At 43.1% G+C, this 16049-nt stretch carries 12 protein-coding genes and 1 tRNA gene; 12 read left to right on the top strand and 1 reads right to left on the bottom strand.

Annotated elements, in window-relative coordinates:
* Nucleotides 1-193: 193 nt before the first annotated feature.
* The 11 genes from tuf (at nt 194) to DSL64_RS16415 (ending at nt 13707) form a co-directional block, all read left to right on the top strand.
* Nucleotides 194-1381 carry an elongation factor Tu gene (gene tuf / locus DSL64_RS16465; RefSeq protein WP_115832006.1) on the top strand — a complete coding sequence of 396 codons (1188 nt, stop codon included), beginning with the start codon at nt 194-196 and terminating at the stop codon, nt 1379-1381.
* 102 nt (nt 1382-1483) lie between these two features.
* Nucleotides 1484-1554, top strand: a tRNA-Trp gene (locus DSL64_RS16460).
* A 17-nt stretch (nt 1555-1571) separates the two neighbouring features.
* Nucleotides 1572-1763 (top strand): preprotein translocase subunit SecE, encoded by a 192-nt coding sequence (gene secE, locus DSL64_RS16455; protein ID WP_115832005.1) that lies wholly within the window; start codon nt 1572-1574, stop codon nt 1761-1763.
* A gap of 30 nt (nt 1764-1793) precedes the next feature.
* On the top strand, nt 1794-2348 hold the full coding sequence (nusG, locus tag DSL64_RS16450; protein ID WP_115832004.1) for a transcription termination/antitermination protein NusG: 555 nt from the start codon (nt 1794-1796) through the stop codon (nt 2346-2348).
* A gap of 79 nt (nt 2349-2427) precedes the next feature.
* Complete coding sequence (rplK, locus tag DSL64_RS16445) at nt 2428-2877, top strand: 50S ribosomal protein L11 (RefSeq protein WP_115832003.1); 450 nt, start codon at nt 2428-2430, stop codon at nt 2875-2877.
* Nucleotides 2878-2908: 31 nt separating this feature from the next.
* On the top strand, nt 2909-3607 hold the full coding sequence (gene rplA, locus DSL64_RS16440) for a 50S ribosomal protein L1 (protein ID WP_115832002.1): 699 nt from the start codon (nt 2909-2911) through the stop codon (nt 3605-3607).
* A 1-nt stretch (nt 3608) separates the two neighbouring features.
* The gene (gene rplJ, locus DSL64_RS16435; RefSeq protein WP_115832001.1) at nt 3609-4139 is read left to right on the top strand and encodes a 50S ribosomal protein L10; all 531 of its coding nucleotides are present in this window, start codon (nt 3609-3611) and stop codon (nt 4137-4139) included.
* A 93-nt stretch (nt 4140-4232) separates the two neighbouring features.
* Entirely contained in the window at nt 4233-4616 is a 384-nt protein-coding gene (rplL, locus tag DSL64_RS16430) for a 50S ribosomal protein L7/L12 (protein ID WP_115832000.1), read from the top strand.
* 339 nt (nt 4617-4955) lie between these two features.
* The gene (rpoB, locus tag DSL64_RS16425; protein WP_115831999.1) at nt 4956-8819 is read left to right on the top strand and encodes a DNA-directed RNA polymerase subunit beta; all 3864 of its coding nucleotides are present in this window, start codon (nt 4956-4958) and stop codon (nt 8817-8819) included.
* Nucleotides 8820-8907: 88 nt separating this feature from the next.
* Entirely contained in the window at nt 8908-13230 is a 4323-nt protein-coding gene (rpoC, locus tag DSL64_RS16420; RefSeq protein ID WP_115831998.1) for a DNA-directed RNA polymerase subunit beta', read from the top strand.
* A 150-nt stretch (nt 13231-13380) separates the two neighbouring features.
* Complete coding sequence (locus tag DSL64_RS16415) at nt 13381-13707, top strand: DUF3467 domain-containing protein (RefSeq protein ID WP_115831997.1); 327 nt, start codon at nt 13381-13383, stop codon at nt 13705-13707.
* 65 nt (nt 13708-13772) lie between these two features.
* On the opposite strand, the gene DSL64_RS16410 is transcribed toward DSL64_RS16415, so the two are convergent.
* On the bottom strand, nt 13773-14771 hold the full coding sequence (locus DSL64_RS16410) for a hypothetical protein (RefSeq protein WP_115831996.1): 999 nt from the start codon (nt 14769-14771) through the stop codon (nt 13773-13775).
* Between the two features lie 198 nt (nt 14772-14969).
* On the opposite strand from DSL64_RS16410, the gene DSL64_RS16405 reads away from it, so the two are divergent.
* Nucleotides 14970-16046 (top strand): glutaminyl-peptide cyclotransferase, encoded by a 1077-nt coding sequence (locus DSL64_RS16405; RefSeq protein WP_115831995.1) that lies wholly within the window; start codon nt 14970-14972, stop codon nt 16044-16046.
* The last annotated feature ends 3 nt before the right edge of the window (nt 16047-16049 follow it).

Below are 16049 nucleotides of genomic sequence, written 5' to 3'. Positions count from 1 at the left end.
ATCAAGTCCCCTCAATGGCTCGGAGTAAATGAAAAGTTGAGGAAGTGTTCTCAATGATTCAAAGAAAGATTTTGATTCATATTGTTTAGTTTAATTGATTTTGAGGCGCTCGGTCAGGAAGATGAGCTAAACAGAATCAATAATTAGTGTTTAATAAATTCGTAATAACTTTTAATTTAAGCGTACTTAAGTCATGGCAAAAGAGACGTTTGACCGCTCGAAACCCCACGTAAATATTGGTACTATCGGGCACGTTGACCACGGTAAAACTACCCTTACTGCTGCTATCACAACTGTGTTGGCGAAAAAGGGTCTTGCACAACTTCGTGATTTCTCATCAATTGATAATGCTCCTGAAGAGAAAGAGCGTGGTATCACAATTAACACATCTCACGTAGAATACGCAACTGCTAACCGTCACTACGCACACGTTGACTGCCCAGGTCACGCGGATTACGTAAAGAACATGGTTACAGGAGCTGCTCAGATGGATGGTGCTATCATCGTAGTTGCTGCTACTGATGGTCCTATGCCACAAACTCGTGAGCACATTCTTTTGGCTCGTCAGGTAGGTGTTCCTCAGCTTGTTGTATTCATGAACAAAGTGGATATGGTTGATGATCCTGAGCTTCTTGAGCTTGTTGAAATGGAAATTCGTGAGCTTTTGAGCTTCTACGAATACGATGGAGACAACATTCCTGTTATCCAGGGTTCTGCTTTGGGTGGTTTGAATGGAGAAGAGAAATGGGTTAAAACGATCGAAGATTTGATGGATGCTGTTGACAGCTACATTCCAATTCCTCCTCGTATGACTGATCTTCCATTCCTTATGCCTGTTGAAGACGTATTCTCGATCACTGGTCGTGGTACTGTTGCAACTGGTCGTATCGAGCGTGGTGTGATCAACTCTGGTGAGCCTGTAGATATCTTGGGTATGGGTGCTGAAGGTCTTAAATCAACCGTAACTGGTGTTGAGATGTTCCGTAAAATCCTTGACCGTGGAGAAGCTGGTGATAACGTAGGTCTATTGCTACGTGGTATCAACAAAGAAGATATCCGTCGTGGTATGGTTATCTGTAAGCCAGGTTCAGTTAAGCCTCACGCTACTTTCAAAGGAGAGGTTTACGTACTATCGAAAGAAGAAGGTGGACGTCACACTCCATTCTTTAACAAATATCGTCCTCAATTCTACTTCCGTACTACGGACGTAACTGGAGAGATCACTCTTCCAGCTGGTGTAGAAATGGTTATGCCAGGTGATAACGTTACTATCGATGTAAAATTGATCAACAAGATTGCTATGGAAAAAGGTCTTCGTTTCGCGATTCGTGAAGGTGGACGTACCGTAGGTGCTGGTCAGGTTACTGAGATTGTTGACTAATCTGAGGTAAAATAAAAAACAAGTGCATTTCTTTTGGAATGCACTTGTTTTTTGTAAATAAGTTGTATCTTTGCAGCCCCGAAAGGAAGCATTGCACGATATACGGGTGTAGTTCAAGGGTAGAATAGCGGTCTCCAAAACCGTTGATGGGAGTTCGAATCTCTCCACCCGTGCATAATAAAAAAGAAAAATGGAAAAATTTACTTCTTTTTTGAAACTGTCTTGGGAAGAAATGACCCAGCACGTTACATGGCCTCCTTTCAATGAACTTCAGGCCAACACAACTTTAGTGCTTGTGGGTTCTCTTATTTTTGCATTCGTTGTAGGGATAATGGATCTCGTTTTTGAAAATGCACTAAGGCTGTTTTATCAGTCTTTCTAAGACTATTATATTGGCAATCCCCAGAATGGTATGAGTAGTCTAAATTGGTTTGTATTAAGAGCTGTGTCCGGACAAGAGAAAAAAATCAAGTCCTACATCGAAAATGAAATAACACGGCAGAAACTCACAGAATTCGTTCCGCAAATTCTTATTCCTTCGGAGAAGATATATGAAATGCGTAACGGTAAAAAGAGAGTTAGGGAGAAAAACTTTTTCCCGGGGTACATTATCATTTCAGCTGATTTATCCAAAGGGGAAGTTTTGCACATTATTACAAGTATTCCCGGTGTTATCGGATTCCTTGGAAACTCGGAAGGTAACTCAAAAGTACCTGTTCCTCTGAGACAATCTGAGATCAACAGAATACTTGGACGAGTGGATGAAGCAGAACAGCTGGAAGAAGCACCAAGCATGTCGTTTATCAAAGGCGAAACAGTGCAGGTGGTAGATGGCCCATTCAGTGGCTTTATCGGCTTGGTGGAAGAAGTATTTGATGAGAAGAAAAAACTCAATGTAGTTGTAAAAATATTCGGGCGTAATACACCCGTGGAACTCAGTTACGCACAAGTAGAAAAGGATAATTGATTAAAAGAACGGGCAGGGTAAGCTTCCACTTGCATGTGAGCCGCTTAATTAATCAGTGAACCGAACAAATTCCAAAACAATGGCAAAAGAAATAGGTGGATACGTCAAACTACAGGTAAAAGGTGGCTCAGCCAACCCTTCACCTCCAATCGGTCCTGCACTAGGATCGAAGGGTTTGAATATCATGGAGTTTTGTAAGCAATTCAATGGCCGTACTCAGGATAAACCTGGTGTGGTATTGCCGGTAGTTATTACGTACTATAAGGATAAGTCTTTTGATTTCGTTATCAAGACCCCCCCGGCCGCGATTTTGCTTCTGGAAGCATCAAAAGTAAAGACTGGTTCGGCTCAGCCAAACCGTTTAAAAGTAGGTTCAGTATCTTGGGATCAGGTTCGTACGATCGCTGAGACTAAAATGCCTGACCTTAACTGCTTTACTGTTGAGTCTGCTATGAAGATGATTGCGGGAACGGCTCGTAGTATGGGTATTACCGTCGCTGGCAAAGCCCCGTGGGAAGAAAACAACTGAGCGTTTAAATAGCGCCTAAGAAACAAAGAACATGGGAAAATTGACCAAAAAGCAAAAAGAAGCTCTTTCGAAATTCGACGCAGACCAAGCTTACTCACTAGAGGCGGCAGCGGAGGTACTTAAGACGATTTCCTATACCAAATTTGATTCATCAGTGGACATCGATGTACGTCTTGGCGTAGATCCTCGTAAAGCTGATCAAATGGTACGTGGCGTGGTGACATTGCCACACGGAACCGGAAAAGAAGTACGCGTATTGGTATTGTGTACTCCTGATAAGGAAGCAGAAGCGAAAGAAGCCGGAGCAGATTATGTTGGCCTCGACGAGTTCATTCAAAAGATTGAGCAAGGCTGGACAGATATAGACGTGATCATTACTATGCCTTCTGTAATGGCAAAAGTGGGTAAATTAGGTAAAGTATTGGGTCCTCGTGGTCTGATGCCTAACCCTAAGTCAGGTACAGTAACACCAGATGTTGCGAAGGCTGTTAAAGAAGTAAAAGCTGGTAAGATTGATTTCAAGGTTGATAAAACCGGTATCATCCATACCAGTGTAGGTAAAGTTTCTTTTGGAACTGACCAACTTGCACAAAATGCTACAGAGGTAATCAATACATTGATTCGCCTTAAGCCATCATCTGCAAAAGGTACCTACGTTAAGAGCATTCACTTGTCAAGCACGATGAGCCCGGGTGTTACTATTGATAAAAACACGATTCCAGGATTATAATATGACACGGGAAGAGAAAGCAGTAATTATTGACGAGCTAAGTCAGAAATTCTCGAACACGCCATACTTCTATATTACCAGCGCAAACGGAATGTCCGTAGGTGAGGTAAATACACTTAGAGGCCTGTGCTTCGAAAAAGGTATTGAGTATCGTGTTGTTAAGAATACTCTGATTAAAAAAGCACTAGAAACATTAGATACGGATTACTCATCATTTGATGAAGTCCTTAAAGGATTTTCCGGTATCATGTTTCACCCGGAGTCAGGTAAAGTTCCTGCACAATTGATTAAAGACTTCAAGAAGAAATCAGGTAGCGACAAGCTTAAATTCAAAGGAGCTTCTGTTGATTCATCTGTTTTCGTAGGCGAAAGCCAGCTTGACGTTTTGATTTCTTTGAAATCGAAGCAAGAGCTTATCGGAGAAGTTATCGGATTGTTGCAATCTCCTGCCAAAAACGTTATCGGCGCTCTTTCAAGCGGTGGAAACAAATTGGCTGGAATTCTCAAAACTTTATCTGAGAAGGAAGACTAATTATATAAGTAGCCAGGCTGAGCTCTCCGGGTTGATAATAAATGGAGCTTCAAAATCATCTTATATTGTATAATCAAAAAATCGAAAATAAAAATGGCAGATTTGAAAGCTTTCGCGGAACAGCTTGTTAACCTAACGGTTAAAGAAGTGAACGAATTGGCTACAATTCTTAAAGACGAATATGGTATCGAACCAGCAGCTGCAGGTGCAGTAGTGGTTGCAGGACCAGCAGGTGGAAGCGGTGACGCTCCAGCAGCAGAAGAAAAAACGTCTTTTGATGTAATTTTGAAATCAGCAGGTGCTGGTAAACTGGCAGTTGTGAAATTGGTTAAAGATCTTACTGGTCTTGGACTGAAAGAAGCGAAAGAACTAGTTGACGGCGCTCCAAAACCAGTTAAAGAAGGTGTTGCTAAAGACGAAGCTGAGGCTTTGAAAAAACAACTTGAAGAAGCTGGTGCTGAAGTTGAAGTGAAGTAATTATTACTTTGCAACAACCAAGAACTATAATTTAAGGAAATAGGCCTGATTCACGTCAGGTCTATTTCCTATTTTGTGCATAAACCAAACATTTTTCTCGAAAATACGTTAGGTACTTATACTAGCTGGTGTTCTGATCAACATTGCGCCGGTTCTATCTTCCCCCTGAGGGTTTTGTCTGAAACACTTCTTTACTCGTAGGAAAGAAGCACAGGGACAAATCTTCTTAATGTTCTACGAGGCATGCGATTAAGGTTTTAAACTAATTAGTACGATTGCCAGCAGCCGCAACGGCTTATGCTAAGTTTTTCGTTCTTCTAACCCAAATCAGAAATAGCCTTGGCTACAATTAAAAAAACACCCAGAATTAATTTCTCCAGGATCAATCAGATCATCGATTATCCGGATTTGTTAGGGATCCAGGTTCAGGCGTTCCGGGATTTCTTCAGTCTGGATACATCAGTTGAAGATCGTTCTGACGAAGGATTGTACAAAGTTTTCGCTGAAAACTTTCCAATTGCAGATTCGCGCGACAACTTCGTGCTAGAGTTCATTGATTATCTTCTTGAACCACCGAAGTATTCTGTTGACGAATCTATTGACCGTGGATTGACTTATGCAGTTCCTTTGAAAGCGAAACTGCGTTTGATCTGTAATGATGCAGACCACGAAGAATTTGAAACTATTGAGCAGGAAGTATTCCTTGGAAACATTCCTTACATGACAGAACGTGGTTCTTTCGTGATCAATGGAGCAGAACGTGTAATTGTATCTCAGCTACACCGTTCACCTGGTGTGTTCTTCTCAATGAGCAAGCACACCAACGGATCTAAGTTGTATTCAGCACGTATCATTCCGTTCAAAGGTTCATGGATTGAATTCTCGACGGATGTAAACAACGTGATGTATGCTTATATCGACCGTAAGAAAAAATTCCCTGTTACAACTCTTTTGAGAGCAATCGGTTTCGGATCTGATAAAGATATCCTTGACCTGTTTGGTCTTTCAGAGGAAATCGTAGCAACTTCTGCTAATCTTAAAAAGGCGGTTGGCCGTCGTTTGGCTGCAAGGGTATTACGTACCTGGACAGAAGATTTCGTGGATGAGGATACTGGTGAGGTTGTATCTATTCAGCGTAACGAAGTATTGCTGGAGCGTGATTCAACGATCACAACTGACGATATCGAGGTAATCCTTGAATCTGGTCAGAAATCAGTGATCCTTCACAAAGATGATATGAACGTTGCGGATTATAACATCATTTATAATACGCTTCAAAAAGATAGCTCTAACTCCGATAAGGAAGCTGTTGAGCAAATTTACCGCCAGCTTCGTAATGCGGAAGCACCGGATGAGCAAACTGCAAGAGACGTAATCCAAAGTTTGTTCTTCAGTGATAAGCGTTATGACCTGGGTGATGTTGGGCGTTACCGTATCAACAAAAAATTAGGTTCTGACACTAGTCTTGATGTTCGCGTACTGACTACTGGTGATATCGTTTCTATCGTGAAGTATCTGATCGGTCTGATCAATGCTAAAGCGGTTGTCGATGATATTGACCACTTGTCAAACCGTCGTGTTCGTACCGTAGGTGAGCAGCTTTATGCGCAGTTCGGTGTGGGTCTTGCACGTATGGCACGTACCATTAAGGAGCGTATGAACGTACGTGATAACGAAGACTTCAAGCCTGTTGATTTGATCAACGCGCGTACATTGTCTTCTGTTATTAACTCGTTCTTCGGTACCAACCAGCTTTCTCAGTTTATGGACCAGACAAACCCATTGGCTGAGATTACGCACAAGCGTCGTATGTCAGCACTTGGGCCTGGTGGTCTTTCCCGTGAAAGAGCAGGTTTCGAGGTTCGTGACGTTCACTACACGCACTACGGTCGTCTTTGTACAATTGAGACACCGGAAGGTCCAAACATTGGTTTGATTTCTTCTCTTTGCGTGTTTGCGAAAGTAAACGGAATGGGCTTTATCGAAACACCTTACCGTGTTATCGATGGCGCAGGAAAGCTTACTGATGAGCTTATCTATATGACTGCCGAGGAAGAAGATTCCAAATACATTGCTCAGGCTAACGCCTCTGTAGATGCAGAAGGAAACTTTACGGTAGAAAAAATCAAGACGCGTTTTGAAGGTGACTTCCCAATGGTGGATCCATCTCAGGCGTCTTATATGGACGTTGCTGCCAACCAGATTGTATCTGTTGCGGCATCACTTATTCCATTCCTTGAACACGATGATGCTAACCGTGCCCTGATGGGATCGAACATGCAGCGCCAGGGTGTTCCATTGTTGCGTCCACAAGCACCGATTGTAGGTACCGGTCTTGAAAAACGCGTTGCAATGGATTCCCGTGCACTTGTTGTTGCCGAAGGTGACGGTGTTATTGAGTACGTTGATGCGAAGAAAATCGTAGTTAAATATGACAGAACTGATGCAGATCGTCTTGTTAGCTTTATCGACGACAGCGTTGCTTACGACCTTGTGAAGTTCCGTCGTACCAACCAGGATACTTGCCTTAACCTTCAGCCAATGGTTCTTAAAGGACAGAAGGTGAAGAAAGGTGAAGCACTTTGCCAGGGATACGGTACAGAAGGTGGTGAACTTGCTTTGGGTCGTAACCTTTTGGTTGCGTTCATGCCTTGGCAGGGATACAACTTTGAGGATGCGATTGTAATCTCGGAAAAAGTGGTTCGTGATGATATCTTCACTTCTATTCACATTGAAGAATTTGAACTGGAAGTGCGTGATACAAAACGCGGAGAAGAAGAATTGACTGCTGAGATTCCTAACGTAAGTGAGGAAACGGTTAAAAACCTTGATGAAAACGGTATCGTACAAGTTGGTACTGAAGTAAAAGAAGGTGATATCCTGATCGGTAAAATCACTCCTAAGGGAGAGTCAGATCCTACTCCGGAAGAGAAATTGCTTCGTGCAATCTTCGGAGATAAGGCTGGTGATGTGAAGGATGCTTCTAAAAAAGCACCGCCATCTATGAAAGGTGTGGTTATTGATACCAAACTTTTCTCTCGTCCTACAAAAGAGGAGCGTGCAAAACATAAAGACGAACTACGTCTTTTGATGAAGAAATATGGTCGTGATCTGACAGCACTTCGCGGACGTATTATCGAAAAACTTGTTACACTTACTGACGGCAAAACATCTTCAGGTGTGAAGCACAAGTTTGGTGATGAGTTGATCTCGAAAGGAATGAAGTTTAACGTGAGAAATATCTCTGAAAACTTGTTCCCTGCAAATAACCCATACCGTGACGAAAGCCAGTATGCAGTTGCTGAAGAGGTAAACCTTATCGGTGATGTATTGACTGACTCATGGAGTGAGGATGCAGAAACGAACGCTCAGATCTCACTTGTTCTGAAAAATTACCTTAACTCACGTAGTGAATTGATGGGTCGTTTCAAACGCGATCGTTTTGCTCTTGAAGTAGGTGATGAACTTCCTGCTGGTATCGTGAAATTGGCGAAAGTATATATCGCTAAGAAACGTAAGCTGAAAGTTGGGGATAAAATGGCGGGTCGTCACGGTAACAAAGGGGTTGTTGCCCGTATTGTACGTGATGAAGACATGCCATTCCTTGAAGACGGAACACCAATGAACATCGTGTTGAACCCACTTGGGGTACCTTCTCGTATGAACATCGGTCAGATCTATGAAACAATCCTTGCATGGGCTGGTTTGAAACTGGGCCGCAGATACGCTACACCAATCTTTGACGGAGCAACAGAAGCTGAGGTTGCTGCGGAATTGGCGGAAGCTGGTTTGCCGGAATGGGGACGTACTTACCTGTACAATGGTTTGACAGGAGAGCAATTTGACCAACCGGTTACAGTAGGTCTTATGTATATGATGAAGCTTGGGCACCTTGTTGACGATAAGATGCACGCCCGTTCAATCGGACCGTACTCTCTTATCACGCAACAACCGTTGGGTGGTAAAGCACAGTTTGGAGGTCAGCGTTTTGGAGAGATGGAAGTGTGGGCGCTTGAAGCATTCGGTGCATCTCACATTCTTCAGGAAATCCTTACCGTTAAGTCGGATGATGTTGTGGGCCGTGCCAAAGCTTACGAAGCAATCGTGAAAGGTGAAAACCTTCCGAAACCAAATATTCCGGAGTCATTCAATGTACTTGTTCACGAGCTTCGTGGATTGGCATTGGAAATTACGCTGGACTAATTTTTAGTCGTAAGGAGCGCTTTTTAGCGCTCCTTAGAAATGCAATACAATTTGAATTTCGACTAACAAGACAAACGACTTTTTAATTATGTCTTTCAAAAAGAACAAAAAACTTAATAGTGATTTTTCCAGAATGACGATCAGTCTGGCATCACCTGAGTCTATCCTTGAGAGCTCTTTCGGTGAAGTAACCCAGCCTGAAACCATCAACTACCGGACCTACAAGCCGGAAATGGGTGGGTTGTTCTGTGAGCGTATTTTCGGTCCTGTGAAGGATTGGGAATGTCATTGCGGTAAATACAAACGTATTCGTTATAAAGGTATCATCTGCGACCGTTGCGGCGTAGAGGTTACTGAGAAAAAAGTACGTCGTGAGCGTATGGGCCACATTGAACTTGTAGTTCCTGTAGCGCATATCTGGTACTTCCGCAGTTTGCCGAACAAAATCGGTTACCTGCTTGGGTTGTCTACCAAAAAATTGGATCAGATCATTTACTACGAGCGATATGCTGTAGTTCAGGCTGGTATTAAAGAAGAGGATGGCGTTAGCTATCTTGACTTCCTTACAGAAGACGAATACCTTGACATCGTTGATAAATTACCTCGCGAAAACCAATTGCTTCCGGACACGGATCCAAATAAGTTTATCGCGAAAATGGGTGCTGATGCACTTGAAATGTTGTTGAGCCGTATTAAGCTTGATGAACTTTCTTATGAGCTTCGTCACCAGGCTGCAACAGATACTTCTCAGCAGCGTAAGGCAGAAGCCTTGAAACGTCTGAAAGTTGTTGAAGCTTTCCGTGATGCAAATACGCGTATCGAAAACCGTCCTGAGTGGATGGTGATCAAAATGGTACCTGTTATTCCACCGGAACTTCGTCCGCTTGTACCTCTTGATGGTGGTCGTTTTGCGACTTCCGATTTGAACGACCTTTACCGTCGTGTGATCATTCGCAACAACCGTTTGAAGCGTCTGATCGAAATCAAAGCTCCTGAGGTAATCTTGCGTAACGAAAAACGTATGTTGCAGGAAGCGGTAGATTCGCTTTTTGATAACAGCCGTAAAGTAAATGCAGTGCGTTCAGAAGGCAACCGTGCTCTGAAATCACTTTCAGATATGCTGAAAGGAAAGCAGGGACGTTTCCGTCAGAACTTGCTTGGTAAGCGTGTCGATTATTCTGGTCGTTCGGTTATCGTTGTAGGTCCTGAATTGAAACTGCACGAATGTGGTTTGCCAAAAGATATGGCGGCTGAGCTATTCAAGCCGTTTATTATCCGTAAGCTGATCGAGCGTGGTATCGTTAAAACTGTAAAATCAGCGAAGAAGATCGTAGACCGTAAGGATCCTGTGATCTGGGATATTTTGGAAAACGTATTGAAAGGACATCCTGTTCTTCTTAACCGTGCTCCAACGCTTCACCGTTTGGGTATCCAGGCATTCCAGCCTAAGCTGATTGAAGGAAAAGCGATCCAGTTGCACCCACTTGTGTGTACTGCATTCAATGCTGACTTTGACGGTGACCAGATGGCCGTTCACGTGCCATTGGGTCAGGAAGCCGTTTTGGAGGCTTCGATGTTGATGCTTTCTTCTCATAACATCCTTAACCCTGCCAACGGTGCACCTATTACGGTCCCATCTCAGGACATGGTTTTGGGTCTGTATTATGTAACTAAAGGTCGTGTAAGTACCCCTCAATATCCTATTCAGGGAGAGGGAATGATCTTCTACGGTCCTGAAGAAGTAATTATTGCGATCAATGAAGGCAAGCTTTCGAAGCATGCTAATATCAAGTGCCGTCTGCGTGTACGTAACGAAGACGGAACTTTCGAAATCAAATTGATTGACACTGTTGCCGGACGTATCCTGTTCAACCAGGCTGTTCCTGAGTCAGTAGGTTATATCAATGAGCTTTTGACTAAGAAGAAATTGCAGCAGATCATCGGTTTGGTATTCAAACTTGCCGGTGTTGCACGTTGTGCACAATTCCTTGATGAGATCAAAGAACTTGGTTTCCAAATGGCCTTCAAAGGTGGTTTGTCAATGGGATTGAACGACGTAATGGTTCCGGATGAAAAGATCAAATTGATCGAGCAAGCGAAAGTAGACGTTGAAAACGTTTGGAGTAACTACTTGATGGGTCTTATCACTGAGAACGAACGTTACAACCAGGTGATTGATATCTGGACGCGTGTTAACTCACGTATCACAGAAACATTGATGAAACAACTGGAAACGGATCAGGGTGGATTTAACTCTATCTACATGATGATGCACTCAGGTGCGCGTGGATCCCGTGAACAGATTCGTCAGTTGGGTGGAATGAGGGGTCTTATGGCTAAGCCTCAGAAAAACATCGCTGGTGGTGCAGGAGAAATCATCGAGAACCCGATCCTTTCTAACTTTAAAGAAGGTCTTGACGTTCTTGAGTACTTTATCTCAACCCACGGTGCGCGTAAAGGTCTTGCAGATACAGCCTTGAAAACGGCTGATGCGGGTTACCTGACACGTCGTTTGCATGATGTTGCCCAGGATGTTGTAGTTGTTGAAGAGGATTGCGGATCACTTCGTGGTATTGCTATCTCTGCTTTGAAAGACAACGAAGATATCGTTGAACCACTTTCTGAGCGTATCCTTGGTCGTGTAAGTGTTCATGACGTGTTTGATCCTTTGTCTGGTGAAGTTATCCTTGTATCCGGACAGGAAATCACTGAAGAAATTGCTGCTCAGATCGACGAAACAAGCATCGAAACTGTTGAAATTCGTTCAGTATTGACTTGTGAAACACGTAATGGTGTTTGTGCGAAATGCTACGGACGTTCACTTGCTTCGGCGCATATGGTGAATATCGGTGAAGCTGTAGGTGTAATTGCATCTCAGTCAATCGGTGAGCCAGGTACGCAGCTTACACTTCGTACATTCCACGTCGGTGGTACTGCATCTAACATTTCCGTTGATGCAAACATCAAAGCGAAATTCGACGGGGTTATTCAATTTGAAGAGCTACGTCTTGTTGAGTCTGTTAATTCAGAAGGTGATCCTATTACTGTAGTAATGGGTCGTTCAGGAGAGGTGAAAATCGTTCATCCTGAAACAGGTCAGCTTCTGATTTCGAATAACGTTCCTTACGGAGCTCACTTACTTGTAAAAGAAGGTGATAAAGTATTCAAAGGACAAGAGCTTTGTACATGGGATCCATATCACGCGGTAATTCTTTCTGAATTTACAGGAAAGGTTTCTTTCGATGCAATCGAAGAAGGTATTACTTACCGTGAAGAATTTGATGAGCAAACAGGCTTCCAGGAGTCGGTGATCATTGAAACTCGTGATAAAACCAAAAACCCGGCTATCGTGGTAAATGGTAAATCAACGTTGTTGAAAGATCAGACTGAAAAAGGTTATAACCTTCCTGTAGGAGCTCGTTTGGTTGTAAAAGCAGGAACCAGCATTAAAGCAGGTCAGCCACTGGCGAAAATTCCTCGTGTTGTTGGTAAGACCCGTGATATTACCGGAGGTCTTCCTCGTGTAACTGAATTGTTCGAAGCACGTAACCCATCTAACCCTGCAACGGTGTCGGAAATCGACGGTGTTGTAACGTATGGTGGTGTGAAACGTGGTAACCGTGAAATTCATATCGAGTCAAGAGATGGTACACAACGTCGTTACATGGTAGCACTTTCGAAACACATTCTTGTTCAGGATGGTGACTTCGTAAGAGCTGGTGATCCATTGTCAGATGGTGCCATTACTCCTGCTGATATCCTTTCTATCAAAGGACCAACAGCAGTTCAGGAATATCTTGTGAATGAAATTCAGGAGGTATACCGTCTGCAAGGTGTGAAGATCAATGATAAGCACATCGAATGTATCGTTCGTCAGATGATGCAGAAGGTAGAAATCCTTGACGCTGGTGATACTAACTTCCTCGAAATGCAGCCGGTTGACCGTGTTGTATTCCGTGAAGAAAATGATAAAATACTTGATCTTAAAGTTGTAGAAGACGCTGGTAGCTCGGATACACTGAAACCAGGTATGATCATTTCTGTACGCCGTCTGCGTGATGAGAATTCAAGCCTGAAACGTCGTGACCTTAAATTGGTAGTAGCACGTGACGCGCAAGCGGCTGTTGCGAAACCTACTTTGATGGGTATCACACAAGCTTCTCTTGGTACTGAAAGTTTTGTTTCTGCGGCTTCGTTCCAAGAAACAACCAAGGTGCTTTCTGAAGCGGCTGTACGTGGAAAACGCGATGAACTGAAAGGTCTGAAAGAGAACGTGATCGTAGGTCACCTGATCCCGGCCGGTACAGGTATGCGTAAGTACGAAAATCTGATTGTGGGTTCACAAGAGGAGTACGATGCACTAGCTGAATCCCGCGAAAAGCAATCACGTAAAAAGCGTGAATTAGCCTAGTCGGAATTCAAACAGATAAAAAGAGCCGGTTCTGCGCAAAGTAGAACCGGCTCTTTGTTTTTACATGCTGGTTAAATTTAGTAATTTACGACCTCACAGCCTGTATTGCATAGGAACATCACTACAAAAGCAGCTACCAAAACCTCAAAAATGGAAGAGAATAAAGAAAACGAACAGCAAATAAACGTTGAGCTATCAGAAGAAATGGCGGAAGGAGTCTATTCTAATCTTGCGATGATAGCTCACTCCAACAGTGAATTTATCCTTGATTTTATACGTCTGATGCCTGGTGTCCCACGCGCGAAAGTGAAGGCAAGAATTATAGTGACACCGGAGCATGCGAAACGTCTGGTTGCTGCTTTAAAAGACAATATTAAAAAATACGAAGACCAATACGGGCCGATTCCTAATTCACAGGATAACGAGCCAAGCTTCAATTTTCCGATCAGCTTCGGCGGACCGGGAGGGGAAGCCTGATAGATGACTAATAACTTATTAAAATGCCACAGAACCAAACTCCGGAGAGTAGGTTCTGTGGCATTTTAGTTCCATATCTTTTTGGCCTTTTCCTTCATGGACTTAAAACCTTCTTTTACCGGATCGCTCTTTTTGGTTTCTTCCTGCTGTGAAGAAGTTGTGGAAGCCGGTTGAGCTGAGCTAGATTCTGTTTTCGATGCATTAGCTGGCTTTCTATTTGTCTCATCGGTAGGTATTGATTGAACGGATCCCAGTTTAATCCCTTGCTGGATCCATTCTTTGGCAAATGCACTGGCTGTTGTATTGACATCCTTACCCGCCCGATACACTGCTTTCCATTTCAGGGATTTCTTCTCATAAACCGGATTGGTAAATGTTTTTCTTCTGCCGTTCACAGTTAAAGCCGCATTGAAATCAACAGTTGAAACCAGTTTGACATACTCTTCCAATCTTGTTTTTATCAGCACTGCCGGATTTTCGGGGTAAGTCTTTAACCAATAAGTTTTGTTGGGAGTCGGATCATTTCCTTGCGCCAGCATCTTCTTTTGATCCGCTACAGCTTCTTCTGCTTTCTTTAAAGCGGCTGCCGGAATCTGTTTATTGCCTTTCAATTTGGCTATTTCTGCTTCCTGTTGTTTCACAGATTGTTTCATCTGCTCATACAATGCGGGATCCATTGGTGTGGGCTCATCAGTAGGTGTGGCTGATTTTCTGGCTGTCTCGTAATCTCTGAGAAATTTTTCGCTGTGAACGTACTCCTTAATATATTGACAAAGCTCGTTAGTAGCAGCATTTTTATCTCCCTCTATTATGGTTTGCAGCATTCTGGCCCGGGGGATCGTGAAAGCTCTTGTCTGGCCATCTATAGACTCAGCATTTGAAATCCCCTCTTCGTTGATATCGACCGGACTATGATACTGCCGCCCGATAATATTGTTCAGAATGATTCTCTGAGCATATTGGTGTTGTAACCCAAGATTCTCAATAATGCTGTCTGCCAGGCGAAAGGCACTGAAGAAAGTTATACAAATTACGATCAGGATGATGTTGGTCCGGCGCTTCATATTTCTTATTATTTTGTTCGACTATAGCTGATATTCAGGGAGGTAAATTTAAACACAAGGCTTAGCTTGTCATTTACCGTAAAATAGGAAGTCAGCTGGTTGTCAGTAGGATAATGTAAAATATGAAATCGGCTAAGCAGGGTATGAGCGGGATGATTACCTTTACCATTAGTTATAAATTCAACATTCGATAAAGAAATGTCATTAACGCTGAAACATACACTCTTCGCACTAATACTTACTGGTAGCTTCTATGCTTGTAAACAGGAAGCAAAAACGGAAAAGATAGCAGAAGAAACCGGGCAAGTACCTGTGGCCGGCCTGTTGAAATCACGTTATACAATCGGAGATTCACTTCAAATAGGATTTGCTGGCACAGTTACAGATCTTCAGGTAAACATTAACGGAGAAAATACAGTGCATACTTTGAAAGGTACTGATTCGGCAGCGGTGGCTTTCGGTATGAACAAGACCGGATGGCATCAGCTCGCTGTATCCGGAAAGGCGAAAGGTGTCGCTTTTGCAGATACGCTCAGGTTTGAGATGGTTTCAGATATTGTGCCGGGAGAAATGAAGTATACGGTGATTTCCAATTTCCCACATCTTCCCACGAGTTTTACGGAAGGACTGGAATTTCATAAAGGGGAGTTATATGAAGGAACCGGTGAAAATGGCAAGTCTCAACTGCTCAAAATAGATCCCAAAACAGGTGCAGCACTGAAATCTGTTAATCTGGATCAGCAGTATTTCGGGGAGGGTATAACCATTGTCAATGATAAAATCTATCAGTTGACCTGGCAGTCGGGTGTTTGTTTCAGATACAATATGGATTTCACCTTAGACAAGACCTTTACCTACTATTTTCAGGGGTGGGGGCTTACGCATAAAGACACAACACTGATGACGAGTGATGGCTCTAACAAGATTCACTTCTACAATACCGAATATGAAAAAACCGGCGATTTGGAAGTATATGATCAGCATGGACCGGTTCGTAATATCAATGAGCTGGAATATGTAAATGGATATATCTATGCCAATATTTTCGAAAGCACAAAGATCATCAGGATTGATGCAGTTACAGGAAAAGTAGTAGCAGCGATGGACATGCAAGGCATGGTTCCTGCGAATGTGGACGCAAGAAGAGACGTTCTGAATGGGATAGCCTATCACCCGTCAGAAAAGCTATTTTATCTGACGGGTAAGAACTGGCCATTGATGTTCAAGGTGAAAATCAACGACCAGACAACCGGAAGCAGGGTTGCTAAGAAGTGACGG

Origin of the sequence: Dyadobacter luteus (genome assembly GCF_003383615.1) — a bacterium.
GTDB lineage: Bacteria > Bacteroidota > Bacteroidia > Cytophagales > Spirosomataceae > Dyadobacter > Dyadobacter luteus.
The sequence above is the reverse complement of the archived record's forward strand: the minus strand, read 5'-3'. Positions and strand labels throughout refer to the sequence as shown.

Coding starts and splice junctions, on each gene's coding strand:
- tuf (WP_115832006.1), top strand. CDS start 194: ATGGCAAAAGAGACGTTTGACCGCTCGAAACCCCACGTAAATATTGGT.
- secE (WP_115832005.1), top strand. CDS start 1,572: ATGGAAAAATTTACTTCTTTTTTGAAACTGTCTTGGGAAGAAATGACC.
- nusG (WP_115832004.1), top strand. CDS start 1,794: ATGAGTAGTCTAAATTGGTTTGTATTAAGAGCTGTGTCCGGACAAGAG.
- rplK (WP_115832003.1), top strand. CDS start 2,428: ATGGCAAAAGAAATAGGTGGATACGTCAAACTACAGGTAAAAGGTGGC.
- rplA (WP_115832002.1), top strand. CDS start 2,909: ATGGGAAAATTGACCAAAAAGCAAAAAGAAGCTCTTTCGAAATTCGAC.
- rplJ (WP_115832001.1), top strand. CDS start 3,609: ATGACACGGGAAGAGAAAGCAGTAATTATTGACGAGCTAAGTCAGAAA.
- rplL (WP_115832000.1), top strand. CDS start 4,233: ATGGCAGATTTGAAAGCTTTCGCGGAACAGCTTGTTAACCTAACGGTT.
- rpoC (WP_115831998.1), top strand. CDS start 8,908: ATGTCTTTCAAAAAGAACAAAAAACTTAATAGTGATTTTTCCAGAATG.
- DSL64_RS16415 (WP_115831997.1), top strand. CDS start 13,381: ATGGAAGAGAATAAAGAAAACGAACAGCAAATAAACGTTGAGCTATCA.
- DSL64_RS16410 (WP_115831996.1), bottom strand. CDS start 14,771: ATGAAGCGCCGGACCAACATCATCCTGATCGTAATTTGTATAACTTTC.
- DSL64_RS16405 (WP_115831995.1), top strand. CDS start 14,970: ATGTCATTAACGCTGAAACATACACTCTTCGCACTAATACTTACTGGT.